This is a genomic window from Bradyrhizobium centrolobii (genome assembly GCF_001641635.1).
In the GTDB taxonomy this organism is placed as follows: Bacteria; Pseudomonadota; Alphaproteobacteria; order Rhizobiales; family Xanthobacteraceae; genus Bradyrhizobium; species Bradyrhizobium centrolobii.
Genome location: NZ_LUUB01000005.1, coordinates 46,627 through 68,217 on the forward strand (window position 1 = coordinate 46,627; position 21,591 = coordinate 68,217).

General features: G+C 59.6%; 16 protein-coding genes and 2 pseudogenes. 3 read left to right on the top strand and 15 right to left on the bottom strand.

Features of this window, described 5'->3' with window-relative positions; genetic code table 11:
• Positions 1–136: 136 nt before the first annotated feature.
• Together AYJ54_RS00685 and AYJ54_RS00690 are read right to left on the bottom strand one after the other, a co-directional pair.
• Positions 137–2,239 carry an acetate--CoA ligase family protein gene (locus tag AYJ54_RS00685; RefSeq protein WP_063695979.1) on the bottom strand — a complete coding sequence of 701 codons (2,103 nt, stop codon included), beginning with the start codon at positions 2,237–2,239 and terminating at the stop codon, positions 137–139.
• A complete protein-coding gene (locus AYJ54_RS00690; protein ID WP_063695980.1) occupies positions 2,229–3,392 on the bottom strand; it encodes an acyl-CoA dehydrogenase family protein in 1,164 nt (387 codons plus the stop codon). The genes AYJ54_RS00685 and AYJ54_RS00690 overlap by 11 nt, the downstream gene beginning before the upstream one ends.
• A 113-nt stretch (positions 3,393–3,505) precedes the next feature.
• Between AYJ54_RS00690 and AYJ54_RS00695 the strand changes: the two genes are divergently transcribed.
• Positions 3,506–4,402 (top strand): LysR substrate-binding domain-containing protein, encoded by an 897-nt coding sequence (locus tag AYJ54_RS00695; RefSeq protein WP_063695981.1) that lies wholly within the window; start codon positions 3,506–3,508, stop codon positions 4,400–4,402.
• 346 nt (positions 4,403–4,748) lie between these two features.
• Here the strand turns inward: AYJ54_RS00695 and ald are convergent, their stop codons facing one another.
• Positions 4,749–5,861 carry an alanine dehydrogenase gene (gene ald / locus AYJ54_RS00700; RefSeq protein WP_063695982.1) on the bottom strand — a complete coding sequence of 371 codons (1,113 nt, stop codon included), beginning with the start codon at positions 5,859–5,861 and terminating at the stop codon, positions 4,749–4,751.
• Between the two features lie 540 nt (positions 5,862–6,401).
• Here ald and AYJ54_RS53815 point away from each other — a divergent pair.
• Together AYJ54_RS53815 and AYJ54_RS50460 are read left to right on the top strand one after the other, a co-directional pair.
• Positions 6,402–7,873: pseudogene (locus AYJ54_RS53815) on the top strand (NAD-dependent succinate-semialdehyde dehydrogenase).
• Positions 7,874–7,931: 58 nt separating this feature from the next.
• Positions 7,932–8,102, top strand: coding sequence for a hypothetical protein (locus tag AYJ54_RS50460; protein ID WP_161491784.1), 171 nt, complete (start codon positions 7,932–7,934; stop codon positions 8,100–8,102).
• A gap of 532 nt (positions 8,103–8,634) precedes the next feature.
• Here the strand turns inward: AYJ54_RS50460 and ribA are convergent.
• The 12 genes and pseudogenes from ribA to AYJ54_RS00775 form a co-directional block, all read right to left on the bottom strand.
• On the bottom strand, positions 8,635–9,105 hold the full coding sequence (ribA, locus tag AYJ54_RS00710) for a GTP cyclohydrolase II RibA (RefSeq protein WP_201724102.1): 471 nt from the start codon (positions 9,103–9,105) through the stop codon (positions 8,635–8,637).
• A 176-nt stretch (positions 9,106–9,281) separates the two neighbouring features.
• On the bottom strand, positions 9,282–10,049 hold the full coding sequence (gene cofE / locus AYJ54_RS00715; RefSeq protein ID WP_063695984.1) for a coenzyme F420-0:L-glutamate ligase: 768 nt from the start codon (positions 10,047–10,049) through the stop codon (positions 9,282–9,284).
• A gap of 4 nt (positions 10,050–10,053) precedes the next feature.
• Positions 10,054–10,671, bottom strand: coding sequence for a 2-phospho-L-lactate guanylyltransferase (cofC, locus tag AYJ54_RS00720; RefSeq protein ID WP_063695985.1), 618 nt, complete (start codon positions 10,669–10,671; stop codon positions 10,054–10,056).
• A complete protein-coding gene (gene cofD / locus AYJ54_RS00725; protein WP_082905388.1) occupies positions 10,668–11,684 on the bottom strand; it encodes a 2-phospho-L-lactate transferase in 1,017 nt (338 codons plus the stop codon). Before cofD ends, cofC begins: the two co-directional genes overlap by 4 nt.
• Positions 11,638–12,906, bottom strand: a complete 1,269-nt coding sequence (gene cofH / locus AYJ54_RS00730) for a 5-amino-6-(D-ribitylamino)uracil--L-tyrosine 4-hydroxyphenyl transferase CofH (RefSeq protein WP_063695987.1) — start codon at positions 12,904–12,906, stop codon at positions 11,638–11,640. The genes cofD and cofH overlap by 47 nt, the downstream gene beginning before the upstream one ends.
• Positions 12,907–12,916: 10 nt before the next feature.
• On the bottom strand, positions 12,917–14,053 hold the full coding sequence (gene cofG / locus AYJ54_RS00735) for a 7,8-didemethyl-8-hydroxy-5-deazariboflavin synthase CofG (RefSeq protein WP_063695988.1): 1,137 nt from the start codon (positions 14,051–14,053) through the stop codon (positions 12,917–12,919).
• 103 nt (positions 14,054–14,156) lie between these two features.
• Positions 14,157–14,849 carry an NADPH-dependent F420 reductase gene (npdG, locus tag AYJ54_RS00740; RefSeq protein WP_063695989.1) on the bottom strand — a complete coding sequence of 231 codons (693 nt, stop codon included), beginning with the start codon at positions 14,847–14,849 and terminating at the stop codon, positions 14,157–14,159.
• A 126-nt stretch (positions 14,850–14,975) separates the two neighbouring features.
• Entirely contained in the window at positions 14,976–15,491 is a 516-nt protein-coding gene (locus AYJ54_RS00745) for a cupin domain-containing protein (RefSeq protein WP_063695990.1), read from the bottom strand.
• Between the two features lie 58 nt (positions 15,492–15,549).
• Positions 15,550–16,587, bottom strand: coding sequence for an LLM class flavin-dependent oxidoreductase (locus AYJ54_RS00750; RefSeq protein WP_063695991.1), 1,038 nt, complete (start codon positions 16,585–16,587; stop codon positions 15,550–15,552).
• 524 nt (positions 16,588–17,111) lie between these two features.
• Positions 17,112–18,335 carry an MFS transporter gene (locus AYJ54_RS00755; RefSeq protein WP_063695992.1) on the bottom strand — a complete coding sequence of 408 codons (1,224 nt, stop codon included), beginning with the start codon at positions 18,333–18,335 and terminating at the stop codon, positions 17,112–17,114.
• 653 nt (positions 18,336–18,988) lie between these two features.
• Positions 18,989–19,769, bottom strand: a pseudogene (locus AYJ54_RS00765) (aldolase/citrate lyase family protein).
• A gap of 1,248 nt (positions 19,770–21,017) precedes the next feature.
• Positions 21,018–21,591 (bottom strand): group II intron maturase-specific domain-containing protein (locus AYJ54_RS00775; protein ID WP_283808620.1); only part of this gene is annotated, 574 nt, incomplete at its 5' end.

Sequence of the window (21,591 nt, forward strand, 5' to 3'; positions counted from 1 at the left end):
TCCTTTTATTCGGATACTGAAGAACTGTCTCGGGCACCAGAGTACGCTATGATATTCAGTGTTTCGGACCAACGGGCAGTTGTCCGCAAACGGAAGTGTTGCCGAGTTTGACTAGGCCGACAGGTTGATGATGCAGCTAGCTGTCCCCATCCAGCCTCACGAGCGCATCCAGCGCGACAACGCCTTCACCGGCTCGCCGGACGATCAGTGGATTTATCTCCGCATCCAGAACGCTGTACTCTTCCTCGATGGCAAGACGCGACAAGGCGACAATTGCATTCGCAAGCGCTCCCAGGTCGCCGGCTGCCCTGCCACGATAGCCATTGAGAACGCGCGAGATGGCAAGCTCCGCGATCATTTGCCGGGCCACCTCGAGAGACACCGGCGCGAGGCGAATACTTCGGTCGCGATATACTTCTGTAAAGGTCCCTCCCGCCGCGAGCAGTACGATTGGACCTACATCTGCATCCTTACGGTATCCAAGAAGAAGTTCACCGAGACCCGAAGTCATCGGTTGGACGAGGACGTGCGTCACGGAAGAGTCCTGGCACCTGTTAGCGACCTCTCTTACAATGGATGCGATCGCAGCCCTCAGGGCGTTTTCGTCCTGGACGCCAAGAACGACTCCGCCGACGTCCGTCTTGTGCGCAATCGTGTCAGACAGAAGCTTGACGGCCACCGGGTAGGCAAACGGCAGATCGATTGTTGCAGCGTCGACCGGGATTACCGCAGAGGTCACATGAGGCACGCCGAGCTTTTCGAAGAGCTTATAGGCATCCCATTCGTTGAGTTGGGCGGGACCGGCACGTTTGAAAACCCGAGGGCGCGCCAGCACAGCCTTCGGCTCATGACGGGCAAAGGTCGCGGCTACTGCGTCAGCGCAAGCTTCCGGCGTTCGAAAGCTCGGAACGCCAGCTCTTGCAAGCATCGCAAGCGCCTCAGGAGCATCGGGCACGAGAAATGACACAAGAGGCTTGCCGGCGGCTGCACTTTCAATCACCGGCTTGACCGCAAGTTCGGGTTGGAGCCGCGCCGAAGAGCCCGTGACAGCGACAACGAGATCGAATTCCGGCCCAGACAACACAGTATCCAGGGCCGCTTTCATCACGTCGGGCCGCGTCCCCGCCATGGTGAGGTCTACGATCCGCTCGTGACCGACGTTAATGCCCGCATTCGTCAGCTGCTGGAGCGTCTCTTCGCTGGGTTTGACGACATTAATGCCGCGTAGTGCCAGGCCATCGACCACCATTGCTGCGCCGCCGCCCGTTGTGGTCAGCACGCCGACCCGCGGCGCCCGGTTCCTAACGGCCCCTATCGGAACACGACTCAGAAGCGGCAACGCTTCGATTAACGTTTCGAAATTTTCAACCCGAGCAATTCCGCAGTCAGCCAGGAAAGCGGCCGCAATGTCGTCTTCGCCTGCGAGCGCCCCGGTATGGGATAGCGCGAGCTCCGCGGCCTGCTCGGAGCGGCCGAGCTTGTATGCGACAACCGGCTTCTTGCGACGGGCTGCCTCGACGGCAAAACTCCGCAGATCCTCGGCATGGCGCAGGCTTTCTAAGAACAAGAGATACCCTGTCACCGCGGGGTTATCGAGCGTCGCCGCGCAAATCTCTCCGAGGGTCAAATCAATCTCATTACCGACGGACAGCAGCCCAGCGAACCCGATCGAACGCGCTTTTCCCCGGGAAACCAGCGCGCCCAACATGCTGCCGCTATGAGAGGCAACGAAGGTACCGCCTGCTGGCAAATCGGACTCTGCAAAAGCGGCGTTTGCGGTTAGAGCAACCCCATCGAGGAGGCTGACGACTCCAATGCTGGACGGCCCGAGAATGCGCAGGCCGGAAGTCTGCGCGACGTCCCGGAGTTGTCTGACGCGTCGCAGGCCTTCAGGCCCGCCTTCCGAAAAGCCGGTTGCCAGAATTGTGGCAACGCGCACGCCGCATGCCGCACACTCCGCTACCGCTGAGATAACATCGAGCGTCGGCGAGAGAATGAATGCATGTTCCGGCGCCTCCGGCAACGAGGACAATGACGGCCAAGCCCGTTCCCCAAACACCGTCTCGTGCCGTGGATTGATGGGATAGATTTTTCCCTTGTACCCGGCCTGCCGGAGATATTGCAGCGGCCTCCCCGTTACCTTTGTGCGATCGCCCGACGCGCCGACGATGGCAATGCTTTTCGGAGCTAAAAGCGCGCGGTAGAGGGGAGCAGGATCTGGCGACGCCTTATTCTGCATCACGGACCTGTGTCCCTCGCTGATCGAACCTGCGGTCAAACAGCTCTTCCGCAATCCGGTTTTTCAGAATTTCCGTCGAGCCGCCTGCGATCATCCAGCCGCGCGTTCTGCGCATGCAGTATTCGGCGAGCGCCTCCTGGCTGTAGCCCAGCCCTCCCATGACCTGCACGGCTTCGTTGGCCACCTCGAATCCAGCCTGATTGCAGGCAAGTTTTGCCAGCGCCGTATCTAACGCCCTCGGCAAGCCATTGGGGACGCGCGCCGCGCGATAAAGCAGAAGTTGTGCTGCTTCGAGCTTCAGCGCCATATCGGCAAACTTCCACTGCAAGCCTTGGAATTCGCAGAGGGGGCGACCGAACTGCTTTCGGGTTTGAGCGTGATCTCGCGCCAGCTCGAATGCGAAGCGTCCAAGCGCGAGCGATCGTGACGAGTTGCCCAGACGCTCGACATTGAACCCAGCTATTTGTTTTTTGAAGCCTCCCGCGCCGAGGAGGACGTTCTCGGCCGGGATGCGGCATTCTTCAAAGTAGAGCTGGCTCCATTCCTCACCGCTCATGAACGGGGAAGCCTTGCCAATCGTGAATCCTGGCGTGCCCCGCTCCACAAGCACGGAGCCGATACCGCCCACACCCGGCCCGAAGCGCACATAGACCAGAAACACCGACGCGTCGGGGCTGTGCGTCCCGAAGATCTTCGTTCCGCTGATGATATAGTGGTCCCCATCCTTTCGCGCGGATGTCTTCAATTCAGTGAGGGCGGATCCGGCATCCGGCTCGGTCATGCCGAGGCTGATGACTGTACGGCCGGCCAAGAGATCGGGAAGAAAGCGCTGCTTCTGTTCAGGATTTGCGTATTCGACGAATGTGCGAATGGGGCCAAAGTTTCCCGCCTGCACGACGTCGGCACTTCGCGGACAGACAGAAGCGATCTGCTCGATCGCGATAACGGCATCCATGAGCGATCCGCCCTGACCGCCGTCAGTCTCACTGAACGCAATTCCCAGCAAGCCCTGTTTCGCGAGCAGCTGGGCCACCTCAAACGGAAATCGAGGATCGTGAGCGCGACGGACGGCTCCGGCGGCAAGCTTGGCTTCTGCAAAACGACGGACAGAGTCGGCAAAGGCTAGCTGCTCTTCAGTAAGGTCGCGGTTCATCGGTTAAGCCTGCCATGTCAGATCTGCTCGACCCCGGTTTCACAAATGCTCGTTTGACCCGCAACTCTATAAAGGTTATGTCCTAATAACATTTAGTAATGCTTGGTGGACTTATGACCGAATTGATGCCGCCCCTAAATCCGCTCCATGTCTTCGATGTCACCGCCCGCCTTGGAAGCTTTACCAAAGCGGCGCAGAAGATGCGGGTAACTCAACCAGCGATTAGCCGACAAATCCGGACTCTCGAGAACTTTCTCGGTGTTCAGCTTTTCGATCGCGACAGGCAGGGCGCGAGAATCACGCCGATCGGCGAACAGTTTCACCGCCAGATCACCCCTGCATTCCAGATCATTTCAAGAGCAGCTACAAATCTTACCGAAATGCGACAGACCGAACCTCTCAGAGTCCGCGCGTATACGACCTTCGCGTCCAAGTGGCTCATCCCACGTCTGCCATCATTCTACGTTGCATATCCGAACATCAAATTGGACATCAGCAACGTCGTTGCGCCCGTTGATTTTGCTAGGGACAGAATCGATCTAGCAATTCAGTTCGGGAGCGGACGTTGGCCCGCTGCCGAATCTGAACTTTTGTTCAAAGACCTAATACAACCCGTCTGCAGTCCAAAACTCTTAAAGAAGGTTCGGCTTGCCGAATTGGATGACCTCAAGAACGTACAGCTGCTTCATTCGCACTATCGCCGCACCGATTGGCATGATTGGCTCGCGGCGGTTCGTCGCACGGACCTTCTGCCCAACAACAATGAAGTCAGCTTTTCGTCATCTGTTCTGACCTATCAGGCGGCCATCGAGGGTGTTGGCGTTGCAATCGGACAGATTCATCTTCTTAAGAATGAGTTGAACAGTGGGACGCTTGTGCCGCTATTCAGTGCTCCTTTCGAAAGAAAGCTCGCACACTACGTTGCGTGGCCAAAGAGCAAATCGCTGAATAGAAGAGCCCGCAGTTTTCTGAGTTGGCTGCGGGCGCAGCTAAGGGACACCTCCAGGTAGATTCGATGAGGCGACCATGATGACTCCAGCGGACGCTCCTGCGGCCGAGAAAGGGCCTTATCGATGTCCGAGCAGCTCACGTAGCGTTCCGAAATGTAAGTCAGGCCTAACGCCTGCGCGAGATCGTCGGTCGAGCAGCGGGAAACGCGCACAGGTTCCTGCACCTTAGGGTGGCCGTCTGGCGCGCTCCACTCCTAGAGAGTCGAGCCTGTCTGGGCCCCTGCTCGACTTGATCTTGGCGTTCCATCCAACTCAGCAGAGCTGAGCCCACTGAAAAAGGGGGGCCACTCCGAGAGAGTGGCCCCACAAGTCAGGGAGGAAACGCCCCACTAGGGAGCCTCTGGGATCAGGCCGCAGCCTGTTCGATCGGTGAGAATGGCAGGCCGAGGCTCTCGGCGACGGCTTTATAAGTTAGTCGGCCTCGATAGACGTTCAGACCTGCGCGCAGGTGCGGATTTACCAGCACGGCACCAAATCCCTTGTTGGCAAGCGCCAAACCAAACGGCAGCGTAGCGTTGTTCAAGGCTTGGCTTGAGGTAAGCGGGACGGCTCCCGGCATATTTGCCACGCAGTAATGAATGACACCATCGACCTCGTACGTTGGCTCCGCGTGCGTGGTGGGACGCGATGTCTCGAAGCATCCGCCCTGGTCGATAGCGACGTCCACAACCACGGAGCCTTTGCGCATCGAGCCCAACATCCCGCGTGTGACAAGCTTCGGCGCGCTCGCGCCCGGGACAAGCACCGCTCCAATGACAACATCCGCCGCGAATACCTCTTCCTCGACGGCATCGATTGTCGAGAACCTGGTACGAACGCGACCTTCAAACAGCTCGTCCAACTCGCGGAGTCGGGGAATCGAGCGATCGAGAATTGTGACCTCGGCACCGAGGCCCGCCGCCATCCGCGCCGCATGCGTACCGACGACTCCGCCTCCGATCACGACGATACGGGCGGGCTGGACGCCAGGCACGCCGCCGATTAAGAGCCCCCGTCCGCCAGCAGACCGCCGTAGGGCCGCACCGGCCGCTTCGATTGCCAGCCGGCCTGCGACCTCACTCATAGGCGCGAGCAGCGGCAGCCCTCCTTGCGCATCGGTTACTGTCTCGTAGGCGATCGCGGTACACCCCGATTTCAGAAGCCCTTTCGCCTGTTCGGGGTCTGGCGCGAGATGCAGATAGGTGAAAAGGATCTGATTCTCGCGCAACCAGGTCCATTCGGACGGCTGAGGCTCCTTGACTTTCACGATCATTTCGCTCGAGGTGAACACCTCGCGCGCGGAGCTCAGAATCGTTGCGCCGGCCTTCCGATAATTGTCGTCGGCCGCACCGATACCGGCGCCGGCATTGGTTTCGACCAGTACGCTATGGCCGGCGGCCACATATTCGCGGACAGCACCGGGCGTCAGGCCCACGCGATATTCGTGCGTCTTGATTTCCTTGGGAACACCGACCTTCATCTGTAATCTCCTAACTTTTCGAGAAGATTATAGTCCGGACGCACGCTGCGAACGCGCGACAAGCTTGGAGCTTTACGCAGAAATTCAGCTATTTTTTACGCTACTGAGCCGGATTTCAAACGCAAGAGCGTCGGCTAGGTAGATGTAGAGATTATCGAGCCGAATCGGGAAGTAAAAAATCCCGGATCGGAGGACACTATTCCCCAGTGTGCAGGCGTCAGGATCGCGACGGAAATCAGGGACCAGATTGGCGGAGCAGGTCCACACCGGTCGGCAAAAGCCCCAAGGGCGGAGTATCGCGGGGATTGCTGACCGAAACATGGATGCTCGAATCTGCCGCCGGCCTCAAACAAATGCAGGATTTCGGCCAACAGCGATCCTCGCCAAAATTCAACTCGGCGAAGCCCATAATATCCCCAATGCATCTTCGGACCCACCCCTTCAGAATGCTGTCGGCGAGTCGACTTGGAGCGTACTGCTCGGCGACGTTTTGTGCCATGGCGGCCTGCAATTGAGAGCTGATCAGTGTCTCGTATCTCCTTGGAACTTTCGCGCGGCGACTTGGTCGAGTCCCACAACTTCATCGATGGCAACTGGACCAAAGGTGTCGAATGCCGACAGCTCGCCGTCACCGACCCGAGCGACGGCAGCCTGCTCTCGAACGTGCCCGACAGCGGCGCGGCCGAGGCGAAGGCCGCCGTCGATGCCGCGCAGGCCGCCTTCAAAGCGTGGCGCGGGATGCCGGCGCGCGATCGCGCAGGGATTCTCAAGCGCTGGAACGATGCGATCGTTCGCGCATCGGGATGATTTGGCACGCCTCATTTCGCGCGAACAGGGTAAACCGCTTTCCGAAGGCCGGGGCGAAGTGCTGTATGCGGCCAGCTATGTGGAGTGGTTCGGCGAACAGGCGACGCGCGCGAACGGCGAAGTGATCCCTAGCCCGTTCCGCAACAAGCGGATGCTTGCCGTGCGCGATCCTGTCGGCGTGGTCGCGGTCGTCACACCCTGGAACTTTCCCGCCGCGATGATCGCGCGCAAGATCGCGCCGGCGCTCGCCGCGGGCTGCACCGTGATCGCAAAGCCCGCCGAAGACACGCCTCTCGTCGCTCTCGCTCTCGTGAAATTGGCGCAAGAGGCGGGGGTCCCTCCCGGTGCTATCAACATCGTCACTGCGGGAACGTACGCCCACTGTGGTCGACGTATGGCTCGGCGACGACCGAGTGCGCAAGATCAGCTTTACGGGGAGCACGCCCGTTGGCAAGCATCTGGCGCGGGACTCTGCATCCACGTTGAAGAGGCTCTCGCTCGAACTCGGCGGCAATGCCCCCTTTATCGTTTTCGATGACGCCAACATCGACGCCGCTGTAGAGGGCCTGATGGCCGCAAAATTCCGCAACGGAGGGCAGACCTGCGTGTGCCCGAATCGCGTGTACGTGCACGACGTCGTTCATGACGTGTTTGTGGCCAAACTCGCGGAGCGCGTCAGTGCGCTGAAGGTCGGCCCCGCAAGCGATCCGACCTCTCAGATTGGACCCATGATCAACGACCGCGCAGTGGAGAAGATCGAGCGGCATGTGCGAGACGCAGTCTCTCAGGGCGCGCGGATCGTCGTCGGCGGCGAGCGCATTCGCAATCCCGACGCGCCGCGAGCCGCCTACTTCGCTCCGACGGTCCTTGTGGGTGCAACACCGTCGATGGTGTGCTCATGCGAAGAAACGTTCGGCCCCATCGTACCTGTCACCCGCTTTCGCGATGAAGCCGAAGTGGTCGCGCAGGCGAATGCCACTCCATTCGGACTTGCTGCGTACTTCTACACCGAGAGTCCTGCGCGCATCTGGCGCTTGGCCGAGGCGCTCGAATGCGGCATTGTCGGCATCAACGAAGGTGTTTTCTCCGCGGAGGCCGCGCCCTTCGGCGGCGTCAAGGAGTCGGGCTACGGCCGCGAAGGCTCGGTGCACGGCCTCGATGATTACCAGAACATCAAGTACCTCTGCCAGGATGCACTCGAGTGACCCGCCCCATAATCCCATTCAAGGTCGCCCGCACCGTGGGCCGTAAGCAGATCGGTTCGTGGCTCTGCATGACGAATCCCTCGTTCACCGAAATGAGGTAACCGCCGGCTTCGACTGGCTGCTGATCGACGCGCCCACCACCTGCGCAAAAACGCTGGCGGTCCTGCAGGCTATCCGGCCCTATCATAGCCAGCCGGTGATGCGCCCATGCGCTGTGACGCTTCGCTGATCAAGCAGTTATTGGACATCAGCGCGCAAACCGCCCTGCTAGCGATGGTCGAGGAGGAGCAAGGCACGTGGGATGGCTCCCATTGCTCTCCGACGATAGCGTTCCGGTGTAGCTCAGCGCGAACACCACCGGACAACCGGAGAGGCACAACGCAGTCGCGATGTAATCGTGATCTTGAGGGGCACTCTTTGGCCGCTCGCTCGCATATGCCGCCTGCTGGGCCCGGTCCGCTTGCCGCGATCCGCATGTCCCAGTTGGTGTCGCAAAACAGGGTCTAAGAGATTCCGCGGCGGTGCCAACGTGCGAGTCATCGGGATATCAGAACGACGAGCGCGCCGAGGCTAACCGTCTCGTCGCCAACAAGAGCTCGTAATGGCCATCTCCTTTCGAGCATCCCGATCGCAGGCCGGTACGATTGAAGAGGACGTTGGCTTACGCAATCAGCGAAACATCCGCGCCACAAAGTTCAGCTTGGAAGTATTGACCGGGCGCCCCCCATCACTCCAGCTTCGGGTCTCGAGGTCGCGCTTTCCTATATCTGCGTTGCTGCCGTCTTCGGTTCGGCACCTCGCCGATGCCACGTCGTATCGCGGCACATACGTGCCGCCTTGGCCTCAAGATACTCTCTGTTGAACGGAGTACCAATCCCGACGCAAGGCACCAATTCCGTCACCTGTACCCCAGCGCTGCGTAACGCCGCTGCCTTCGCGGGATTAGCACTCATGAGCCTGATCGAGGATATCTCGAGAACCGAGAGCATCCTCGCTGCATCGGAATAGTCCCGCTCATCGTCTGAATATCCCAGCATGCGATTTGCCGCGAACGTATCCAGTCCAGCTTCCTGCAGGACGTACGCGTCAATCTTGGACGCTAGCCCAATCCCGCGGCCTTCCTGGCGCAGGTAGATGATCCATCCCTGCTCAACATCGAGCGTCGACAGTGCCCGCTTGAGCTGCGAGCCGCAATCACACCGCAAAGAACCAAAGACATCGCCGTTAGACACTCCGAGTGGATTCGTACGAGCGGTACGCCCGAAGGGTCGCCGACCTTGATCGCAAAGTGATCGGTCCGGGACAGACCGTCGAAGGTGTAGAACCTGGCCGGCCGGGTCAGACCGTCGAGCGGGATGAGGGAAATGGCCCGAACGCCTACCTTAGCTGTGTGCATCATCAGGTCTCATCAAGTGAAGAGGTCTTGCTCGACCGGCCGAACGTACTCGCGGCAAGTGGCTCTGCTCGCACGATCCCATTGCAATCCTCGAACGACCACGGCCGGCTTACCGGCGTTCTTGACCATTAGCAGCCCCGAGGCGGCAGCCAGCTCATCCGCCAAGGCCTGTTCGGACACATTCAGCCGCCGGCCATAAGCGTCCGTCTTCCCTACCCAGCTGATGATGGGAGGCACCTCGGACGTGCCCAAAGCAACGTTGACAAGGGCCTTGCGCCAGGGCCGTCCGAACGTGTCAGTCACGATCACGCCGGGCTTTTCTCCAGTGCAGCGAAGAATGCTTTCGGCGATCCGCGACGCACTCTCGTCCGGATCAATCGGCAGAAGCAACAACTGACCGTCTGTCGAGCCTAGGTTCGACTCATCGATTCCAGCGTTGGCAGAAACCCAACCGGATTTATGACGCGCGATGATGATTCCATCGGGGGTCGCATTTGAAACTCGAAGAATGGCCGAACTCTCATCAAGGATTGCCTGAACCTTCCGAGCGTCCTTGCCGCACCGCTTGGCGATATCGAGCGCCTCATCGGAGGGGACGATCTCCGAGAGCACGCGAAAGCGTCCCTCGCTCTTCGAGACGATCTTCTGTGCGACGAGGATGATGTCGGACTCGCGCAGCTCCTCGCCCGAGGCACGCGCTGCCTGCGCTAGAATGGCGCCAACATCATCGCCCGGTTGTACCTCGGGAATGCCCGGAATCGCGAAGAGCTCAAGTCGCATGGTTCTAGCTGGCGTCCGTCATAGAGGAGAGTTTCTGGCTCAGGACCAGGCAGTCACCCACCGTGTCGATGTCATGGCCAAGGAACGGCCACTGCCTTGTTATCGAGCTCAGGGCGGCGGCAGAAGCCGCGTCGGCGTGGCGTCTGGCCGAATCGACGCCGTAGCAAAAGTCGAATCGATCCGTTCGCATCAGGTCGATCAGCAGCGCATTGGTGCCGCCATCATGAGCTCGTGCGACGACTACGTCAAAGCGTCGTCCCTCATCCAATAGCTCATCGAGCTCTGATCGCAGCCATACTGGGATGTCTGCTGGGACGATCAGGAGCCGGTCATACCTCCGCGTCTTCGCCCAAATGAATGCGCTTTTGGCAGCTTTATTCAAGCCGCGCGTGCTCTCTTCGACCAGGGCTACAGCGCTGCGCGCAGCGGCTTCGGTGGCTATGCGAGGTGAAGGTGTCACTACCAGACGCTCGAAATCAGGAAACTGCGTAGCGAAGAACGTCTGTACCCTCCCGAACAGCGCTAGAGCCATCTGTTCGCGCTGAGCGGCCGAGAGGGCCTCTGCAAGCCGGGACTTTGACTCCGCCGGACCCTTCATTGGGATCGCAACTACCGTCTTCATCGTGCGGCTCCCGTTGTTCGGCGTGTGCTCGCAAGTGCGATGAGTCGCCTGGCAAGTACCTCGGCACGAGCTCCATCTGGGATCAGCGTGTGCATGGCTTCCACCTGCAATGCGCACCGGTGCGAAACGTTTGCCGCATCTTGCGCATCGCCCTCGTCGAGGACGAATACGTTCACCAAGTCGGAGTAGCTGGCGGCGATATCGGAGTTCGATGAGCCGACCCCGAGATCGCTCATTAGCTTCACAAGTGGACCCTTGATCGCGCGTCCTCCGATCAGGGGCGAGACTGCCACCTTCAATCCAGGCGCCTGGTGCAATGCTTCTCGCATGCCTCCTACTTCTAGCATGGGAAGGACCGAAAGGTAAGGATTCGATGGCGCCAGCACGACGAGATCTGCGGCACGGAGCGCCCCGCGCACGCGCTCCGTGACTTGAGCCTTGTGCGCACTCTGAAAGCATAACTTCGTCACAGCGGGACCGGCACGGTCGCGCACGAACCATTCCTGAAATCGCAGAACCCCAGTCGCGGTCTCCACCATGGTCGGGCACTCGTCGTCAGTAACAGGTAAGAGCGCACAGTGGACGTCGAATCGATGGCTGACGTCCTCGGTCACCGTGGTCAGTGATGCACCTTGTGCGAGCCGCGAAGTCCGGTAGAGATGCAACCCGAGGTCTGCGTCGCCAAGCTTCATCCAGGCGCCTGGAGCATCCAGCTTGCGAAGGACCTCCAGGGCACGCGTGCCATCGTCTGCGACGCCCCAACTTTGGGTCCGATCGACAACACCAGAAAGCGTATAGAGCACAGTGTCCAAATCCGGGCAGACGTACAGTCCATGGAACCGATCGTCGTCGCCGACGTTCACGATGATGCTGAGATCGTCTGGTGGCACGATTCTAGCAAAACCGAGTGCCATGCGAGCGCCCCCCACTCCGCCGGCGAGGACTGCTACTTTCATGTTTTGCGCCTCAACCAGCAGCGACGTATTTGCGGCGAAGGAACTCGACCGGATCATTCGGCCGTGGTTTGAGAGGACCGATGTCCAGCGGTTCGTGATCCGAGAACTCCTCCAGCGTATCGTACAGCGTGCTCCTGCGTACCGGCGTGCGGCCAGCGTGGCGGATCAAGCTGACCATTTCAGACGGAGTGAGTTCCTCGCCGAAATCGGCTCCCGCCGATCGCGAGATTGATTCGTCCATCAGCGTCCCACCAAGATCATTGACACCGGCGTGCAGCATCTCGGCGGCCATTTGCGCACCAAGCTTCACCCATGAAACCTGAATGTTGTCGATCCAGCCGGCGAGCATCAGCCTCGCAACAGCGTGCATCTTGAAGTTCTCTTCCTGGGTGGCGCCCGGGCGTACGCCAGGGATGGCGCGATCCACGTACAGGGGGGACTCGGCATACACGAAGCTCAGTGGCACGAATTCCGTGAAGCCACCGGTCTCCTTCTGGATCGAGCGGATCAAATCGATGTGCGCAGCCCAATGGGAGGGACCATCGATGTGCCCGAACATAATCGTCGACGTGCTGCGAAGGCCGATGGAATGCGCAGCCCGGATGGTCTCTACCCATGCTTCCGTGCTCAGCTTGTTTCGGGTCAGCTTCCGCCGCACGTCGACATCGAGGATTTCGGCTGCGGTACCCGGCATCGAGCCGAGCCCTGCTTCCTTGAGCTCCAGCAGGAACTCGCGCGTCGGCATCTTCCGCTTGTGTGCGCCGAACCAGATTTCGAAGGGCGAAAAGGCATGCACGTGCATACGCGGCACTCGACGCTTCACGGCGACCAGGAGGTCGCGATAGTACGTGGGCGGCAGGTCAGGATGAAGTCCACCCTGCATGCAAACTTCCGTCGCGCCGCGATCCCATGCGACTTGCGCTCGGTGTGCCACCTCTTCCATGCTGTACCAGACCGCATCAGGGTCTTCCTTGCGCTTGGCGAAGCCGCAGAAGCGGCATCCCATGTAGCACACGTTGGTGAAGTTGATGTTTCGGACAATGACAAAGCTCACCTTGTCCCCCACCCGCTTTTCGCGGACAATATCCGCTGCTCGCACGATCGCCGGAAGATCCGAAGACGCTGCGCCGAACAGCGTCTCACCATCTTCGCGTGTAATCTCGCGGCCCGAGAGGGCGCGCTCAAGGATGTGCCTAATGTTCTTGGTGCTCTGGCTAAGGAGGGCCTCTGCGGACGTCGCCTGAAGGGTCGACGGTTTGAATGACTGGGCGCTGTGCATGCGAACTCCTCTAACTTGCCTCGGCATGAGCTTGTTTGGCGGCGTAGCCATCCTCGCGCGCGAGACGGCGAAGTGCCTCTCGGGGGGCCGGACGAAGATACCGCTCTGGCTGCCGAAGATAGAGCGGATAAGTCGTCAAGCGTTCAACCAGGCTCATGCCCTTTTGCTTGGTGCGAAACGCAATTTCCCCGACCGCGGGCCAGGCACACTCTGGATTGATGTGGTCCGCAGTGAGCGGAGACACCCCACCCCAGTCATTAATGCCCGCGTCTAGGTAGCGCTCGAACGCTTCGTTTAGGTTGGGCGGCGCTTGCAAGGAGATTTCCGCTGGCAGCATGAGACGGGCAGTCGCCAGAGTGCGAAGCATATCGCTCATGCCCGGCTCACGATGTCCTGCCATCGCCGTCCCGAGCTTCGCCCGGAAGTTCTGCACGATCACCTCCTGGATGTGACCATGCCGCTTGTGAACTTCGACGATGCTCTGCAGGCTATCGATCCGCTCATCCCAGGTCTCGCCGATGCCAATGAGGATTCCCGTCGTCATGGGCAGGCGCGCTTCGCCGGCCGCATTGAGCGTCCGAAGACGCTGCAACGGCACCTTGTCCGGGCAAGCGTAGTGCGGCATCCCCTTGCCCATAAGCCGACGGCTCACGTTCTCGAGCATCAAGCCGGCGCTGCCGCTTACCTCCTTTACGCGCCTGAGTTCGTCACGGCTCATGGTTCCAGCGTTGACGTGCGGGATCAACGAGGTCTTTGACATGACGAGCTCGCACATCGCAATGACATAGTCGATTGTCGAGCGATAACCGAGGCTCGCGAGCATGTCACGAGCTTGCGGGTATCGGAGCTCGGGCTTCTCGCCTAGCGAGAACAACGCTTCTTTGCATCCGAGCTCTTCGCCGCGGGTCGCAATACGAAGCACCTCGTCTGGGCTCAAGTATCCCGCGCCAGACTCTCCGGGTTGCTTGACGAACGTGCAGTATCCGCAGCTGTCGCGGCATAAATTCGTCAAGGGAATGAACACTTTTCGGGAGTAAGTCGCAACCGAACCCCAGTACGCCTCCCGCTTCACCCTCGCCTGTGCGAACAGCTGCTCGAGTTCAGCACCTTCAACCGCGCGGGGTTCGAGGAAGCTTGAGGTGCCCACTACAAGGCTCCTTCAGTGATGGCCGGCGGGAGATCACGCCCGTGTCCGGAAGGCGGGATCCCTGCGGTGCAGCGTTTCATCGTCAAGACCTTCTCACGGCCAATCATACGCCGGGACGGCCAGGCCGCCAAATCCGGATGCCGGCGTGGCTGAAAGGAACCTTCTTGCTCATGTTCAGTCGAATCAGGAGAGGCGTAAGCGCCTCGATGCAGCGAGCGTGCACCGCGGGGCCGCAATTGTACGACTCGACGCCAAGCCGCTTGATCAGCTCGACTACCGCGTCTGTCGCCTCTACGTCATCTCCGCAAGCGAGGATGTCGCAGTTGATGTTCTCTTCCAGAGCATTCAGAGTGTGGGCGGAGACGTTATGCAGGGCTCCGACGACTTTGACTTCTCTTCCTAACAAGGCTTGCGCGGCCTCGGTCGCGGAGCCTTCCTTTGGCATTGCGACGGCCCGAGGATTTCCGGCCGCGAGGGGGACGACCAAGTCGACTAGCACCTTGCCTGCCAAGTGACCTTTGACGACGCCAAGTGTTGCGTCGTGACCCGAATACGGTACGGCAAGCAGCACGAAACGTTCCGCCGCATCTATCGCGGCCAGGTTATCGTAGCCTCGGACCGGGACGGCGGATCGGCCCTCGAGCTTCCTGTTGAGCTCTTCGGCGATCGCCGCGGCGCGGTCGCCCTCGCGCGAGCCCAGCGCTACGCTGATGCCTGCAATGGCGAAGCGAATTGCGAGCCCCTGGCCTTGAGGCCCCGTTCCGCCGAGGATGGCGATGGTCGTATCGGAGTTCATGCGAGACCCAGTTGCTCCTTGCTGTTATTCATTCGTCAGGATCCGCCAGGACGGTCATGGTTGGCCGAAGCGCCTGCGAGCGGCTCTTGCCATCCCGCTCGCAAACAGCTTCATTCTGGCCGTGGTCTATTTTGCCTTAGGGTCGTTGGTCCACGAAGAAAAGTCGTATGCACGTGGCGCTTCGTCGCCCGGCAACTGCCAAAAGAGCTGCTTAGTCCACTCTTCACTCGTACGACTGAAGACACAGAGATACTTCGCATCGATCTGGCCCGAGTTGCGGTAGTCCGTTCCGTGACCCTTAGGGATAACCAAGGTATCGTATTGCCCGAGTCGGAACCATTCGAGGTTATTCCCATCCGGTCCGATTCCCCATTCCATCTCGCCCTCAAGCACGAAGACGAAAAGCTCCGTGTCCGGGGTGATATGGAAGGGGCGGGATCGGCCGTAAGGCAACATCAGAGCACTCATCCTGAAGCTTGTGCCACCGACCGTAGGGGCCAAAAGTGCTCGTTGCCAGCCAACTTTCTCGGGTCTCAACGACGAATCCCAGTTGGCTCGTCTCTCCTGCCACTTAACAACGAATGGCTTATCCTGGCCTTCGATTACGGCTACGTTCTTGTTTATCTGCGCATCATTCTTCACAGAATCACCTTCCTCTGGGTATTCAGGGACACTCGAACTTTAAGGTCAGCTGGCTCGATCAGCCTTCCGACTTCGTCTCAGGGAACACGATCGGCGCAATCTGCTCTCTGAAGAGCGTGAGCTGCTTAATGAACTGCTCCTGCGGGATACCTGGGACCTTGTTGATAATGAGTTCGCTGAACGGGTAGATCGTCCGGAGCTTTTTCAGGCGAGCCGCCACGTTTTTCGGCGTGTCGACGTACATGCGGGAGACCATCTTCTCGGCTCCTGCCTTTTCTGCCTCGTCCCAATCGCGGAACTGGTACGACGCGCCCTTATAATCCGTCCCAACCTTTTCGAACCCATCTTCATACTTGTTTTTGCGATAGGCGAAGCCGGCGCCGAGGAATTCGTGCCAATCGTCCATGTACTTCTCGGATGCCCACACCGTCATCATCAGAGGCAGCTGGAATTCGGACACCTTGCGTTCATACTTCTCCAGCGAAGGAGAGAGCCACTCCTTCCAGAATTTTGCGAGCCGCTCCTCATGGTCCATGTGGTTGGTAGCGATATTTCCGTCCATGATGCGAGCAGACCGTTCAGTGCCCGCCAGCGATTTCGTGCCACCAATGATCGGGATCGGTCGCTGCACGGGCGGAACGGCCAGGGCCATCCCATCCGGCAAAGGTTCGCCTGCGAAGCCCTTCTTGATGAAATCGAGATACTGATCCATCAGTTTCCCACGCTCTTTCCAGGACACCCCGAACTTCTTGTACTCGAGTTCATATCCTCCGAGCCCAACGCCCAAGGTCACTCGGCCGTTCGACATCATGTCGACAACGCACGCCTCTTCAAGGAGCCGTCTGGGATGCATCGTCGGGACCTGAATGATGCCCGTCCCCAGGCGAATGCGTTTCGTTTCCCGGGCGAATGCGGCCAGAGTCGTCAGTGGTGCGGGGCAGAAGCCGTCGTCCATACAGTGGTCCTCGGGAACCCACACGGTCTTGTAGCCCAGATCATCGGCGTGCCGCGCTACTTTCATCTGATCATTGTAGTGCTCGGGCGTAATGGGCGTGCCATTAATGTCTCGCATGTCGGTGATGTAGCTGATTGCCATGCCCTATCTCCAAGGTGTGCTAGTAAGTGATCCCAGATCTCAGCTGCGCTAAGATCTCTCGTGGCGTGGCATCCATGTTCTGTCGTCGCGCTGAGCGAGGGATGTATGCGAACTGCCAACATCCAAATGTAAATCAGAGTTTGGAGACTAATAGCGGCAAAAACGGACATCCATGCGCAGAAATTCTGCGGTTCGCGCGACGAGGTCAAACCGAAGCGCCTGATATCGTGTGCTCCTTAGTCGCGAACGAGCAATGCGTTCGACCAAACGCGCCCCAATCGACGCACAGCTCCGGCGCAGGCCCAGCTTCGCACATCTTGGTGACACGCTGCAGCTCGTGGACAAGCCGGTATCAGTCCGCAGTCCGGACCGCACCGCTAGACGTCTCTCCAACTTGGGACTCGGCGCATGACCGATGATCCGAGATCGGCCTGAGGTCGTGGCCTCTCGGTCGGTTTCGATCGCGATACCGTTCCTGTCTTCAAGCCTCTCGCGCCAATCCGACTGCAAGCGAGTGCGGCCTCTTAAGCTGGGTCTGCCCCGTTCTGGACTCCCTCGACGGCCAATCGTGGACGCCGGCCGCGCAAGAATGCGAGACTCGCGAACGCTCCGCATGACAGGAGCAGGGTAAGTTCCAAGAGAGCGCGGCTATCGAACCTGACCAGGATCTCCGCAAGAATTGGTGGCGAGGCGGCAGAGATCAAATTGAGGGGCAACGCCATGTGTGAACTGGCTCTCGCGAATTCGGCTCTATCGTAAAAGACGAGCGGCATGGTCGCTCGCACGATGGCAAGCGCCCCACTGCCAATGCCGAAAAAAAGGATGAAGGCTGCGATTGCGAGAAAGTGTCCGCCGCTCATGATTAACAGCAGAATGCCTGCAGCCAGGATTGTAGTCGCAACCAGGCCGGTTGTGATGGCATCCCAGCGGCCACCACCCATGAAATCAATCGCGCGAGCGCTGACTTGAATGATGCCAAGCAGAGAGCCGAACGCCAGAGCCTGGGATGGCGGCAGCCCCTCGGTTTTCAGCAGTTCAATCAGCACCGCGCTCAAGCCCAGCGTCACGACAGCATTCAATCCGGTGGCCGCCGTGATAAGATAGAATGTGCTCCTTTGCGGGATCCGATCGGGAAGCGGCGCGGTCCCTTGCTGTGCCGGCTCGTTTGCCCGAAAGCGGCGGTCGGGCAGCCCGAACGCGTAGAATGGAGCCGAGACTAGGAGCATCAGCGCCGCGTAGACCAGGCACGCTGTCCGCCAGCCCGCCGCCTCAGTGATTAGTGAGGTGATAGGCCAGAACACGCTGCTCGACAATCCGTTCACCAGCATCAATGCGCCGATGGCGCGCTGGGCGTACCGTCCAGCAATCTCGTGAAGCGCGATATAAGATGCTGTCGAAAGCGATGCGCTACCGGCCACGCCGAGGATCACCCAGGCGGAAAAATAAAGTATCGGCCCCTGGGCAATTGACAACAACAGAAACCCGGGGGCTGCGACGAGCGTTCCGGCCACCATCACGCGCCGGGCGCCACACCGGACAAAGGGCCTGGCAAGGCACGGCGAGCACAATCCCATGGTGACGTAGAACGTCGATGTGCCAGCGAAAACGGCTGGCAATTTCATGTGCAGATCGGCCGCCATCTGCCTTCCGATTATCGCCGGAAGGCTGATCGTTCCCCAGCCGATCACCTGCGCGATCGATAGCGTAATTAAAGCGCCGATAATCTTCTTATCAGAAAGGGATGACATTCCTGTGCCAACCGAGAAAAGCGCTGGACCACATTTCGTACCCGTCGCGGGCGACAGATGCGGCAATATTCGACTCGACTCGACATGCCAAGCTAGCGCTCAGCGCGAAGGCCAATCAATCTTGAACTGGACATGGAGGCGTCGCGATTCCTGCGGGTCTCGTTGGCAGCGCGCGGCGACAAACGCGCTTCGTCAGAATGTTGGAGGCCGAGAAACGTCGCATCATTCCGCTTGTGCAAAATCTTGGAGATGGAAGATCACCGGCTTACGGATCTCAATTGAGTATACGTGGGTACGTTTCATACCAAAATGAGTTGTGGCGGGCACACGGATAATTCGGTGGGACGGGTCATATGCCTGCGGTCGCGTCAATGGCTCTCAAGAGTTGCCTATTGTGAGCTGTTCGCGGCTTATAGACACGCCGGATTCTGCGGAGGCCGACCTCATCAGCGGCCGCCGCGGATACGTGGTCTGGCTCATCGCGCGCGAACTGGGAAAGCCGATCGCAGAGGCGTGCATGGAAGTCGACCAGGCCGCGGGGAGGTTCGACTCGAATGCCGAGGAGGCGCGTCGAACGTACGGGCGCGGGAGTCTGGCCCGTGCCGAGCATCTTACTCAGATCGGCGGCGCCGATTGGCCCATCAGGCCAGCTACTATTTCTTCGACGCCTTAAATCGTTCGAGCAACGCAGAAGTGGCCCGCGCCAAGAGCATCGTGTCGATCCCGACGGCTACGAACGTAGCGCCCAGGTCCAGGTATCTGTGCGCGAGCGTTTCGTCGGCGGTCAAAATACCGACCGGTTTCCTGGCAGCGCGGACGCTCTTAAGCGCAGCCTCGATCACCCGCTGGACCTCGGGCCGAGTAGGTTCGCCGAGATACCCCAGCGTTGCAGCTAGATCGGACGGACCAACAAAAATGCCATCGACGCCATCAACACTGGCGATCTCCTCGATGTTCGAGAGCGCCGCCTTCGTTTCGACCTGAAGGAATAGACCGATCTCTTCCCGTGCGCTCTTCAGATAGTGCTGCACGCGTCCCCAGCGAGTAGCCCGCGTCTGCGTCGCGACTCCTCGTACGCCCTCAGGCGGAAACCGGGTGGCGGAGACCAGGAGCTTCGCTTGCTCGACCGTATCCACCATGGGGATTAAAGAGATTCTGAGCGCCGATATCGAGCAGCAATTTGATCGTCACGGCGTTTCCGATCGGCGGCCGCACCATAGCCGTAACCGGATAGGCTTGCACCGCCTGCAACTGCGCCAAAATGGTGCGGTTGTCGTTAGGCGAATGCTCGCTGTCCAGAAGCAGCCAGTCGAAGCCAGCGCCAGCGCTGATTTCAGCCGCTACCGTATCTGCAAGGCAGCACCACAAGCCGATCTGCGGCTCGCCTCTCGCAAGGGCGGCCTGAAAGGCGTTGCGGGGAAGATCTCTGGTCATGACAAGCCGCGCTAATCGGAGAGGCAGGACCGAGCCCGGCACTCCGAAATTGCCGAGCCGCGACAAGCTAGACGAGTGGGGAGCCTGTTTCATGCATTCCGCGGCGCGATCCTGCAGTATTGGAGCTGATTTTCGCAAAATACGACGAAAGACAGCGAAATGAATACCTTCGACACTGCTCAAATTCTTTCCATTGGGGTGTTCAGGTCAGCGGCTGACTATCCGTCCAGAAGAATTGAAAAAGGGCCGCTCTCAGCATCGTTGGACGAGTCGAAGATAACGGCTATCGCGGCCACAAAAGCCTGGTCCGTTTCCAGGCTCAAGAGGTTCACGCAACCGCTATGCGCGACTGCTCACACTTTACCGCCTCATCCCGCCAGGGGTGAAGCAACAGGGGCGGCGGATCTGCGTCGGCGCCAAGCTTCTTCAATGGATGAGACGCAGGCCGGGCACGAATCCGGCGAGAGAGGCTCATCTCGAGAACCGCGATCCGCATGCAATTCAGCTCCAGCACGACCTGCTGAAATCGTTTGCTTTTGCCAGAGGTGCTCTATTTTTTTCATGATTGGGGACTCAAGGGTCACCTCCCTTACCGGCCACACCCCATAGTATTCTTCCGCCGCCTCATTTGGTGGCTCAGGTTCTTGTAGCGCCATATTGTGCCCGGTCTCTTCTCAATCTCGTCTGGAATGAGGGCTCTCTTAACGGACGGTTGCTGCTCGCGCCCGCAGCGCTATGGCGATGCTTGCCGGCATTTCAGCGGGGAACGTGGTCGGTTGTACGCGCCAGGATGCGCTTGGCACCACGCGTGTGCTCACGCCAACGCCCCATCATTCGCGGGTTGGTCTGAAGCGGTCGTTCAGAACATTCCGTGCCGTAACGGAATCTGAGTCACGCCATGGCCGAGAGACGGACTGCGAGTACGCGCCCTTACCAGCCGTGCGCACTTGAACTGCGGAATTTATTCAGAAAACGAGCAGATAAGAGTGTACCGGCCAAGGCTCCCTAAACAGGCTGTTGAAGAACTCAGCCGCGTTCGCAAACGAAGCCTGACTCCTCGCCATTGTGGATGTAGAAGTGGCCGACGAGCCTGCCTGCAGTGCCGATCATGACCCATCCGCGACCGCAGACGGGTAGAGTCGAGGATGGGCGCGGTAGCTTGGGGGCCCCTTGGCCATCGCCCCGTTTCCCATCCCCGCTCATCAAACCGGACGTGCCGATTTCCGGCATCCGGCTTTCCGGCTGGCTTCACCGCGAGGCACGCGACGTGGCCGCTCGGGGCAAGCGTTGGAGGCACAGAACGCCGAGTTCTCGATGGATGACATCGAATATGAATCGGCGATTGCCGCGCCCTTGCACCTTGTGCCTTCGCGCGAGGAACCTGCGCACACGTTCAAAGACGTATTGGTCGACGCTACGGTATGCCTTGCTCCGCGAGCCGTAGCCAAAGTAGTTGGACCAGCCTCGCAGTGACCTGTTCAGCTTGTCACGTACTTCCGGCCATGGATCGATATTGCTTGGCACCAGAAGCTCGCCGACCCTTGTCTTGAGCCGCTGTACACTCTTCTTGGACGGGCTCGCGCCCAGATACCATTTCCCGTTCGCCTCAAACCAATGCACGCCGAACGAGTAGCCGAGGAAGTCGAAGCGTTCCTGTCGGGCATTTCTCAGCGAAGTTTTAGCCTCGTTGAGTGTCAGCCCAAGCTTGGTCATCACCGCCTTCGTCCACGCTAATGCCTCCACTGCGCGACCGCGGCTGAGGATAACGAAGTCGTCGGCATAGGAGATGACGTGAGCCTGGAACGCGTCGCCGCAGCCAGTC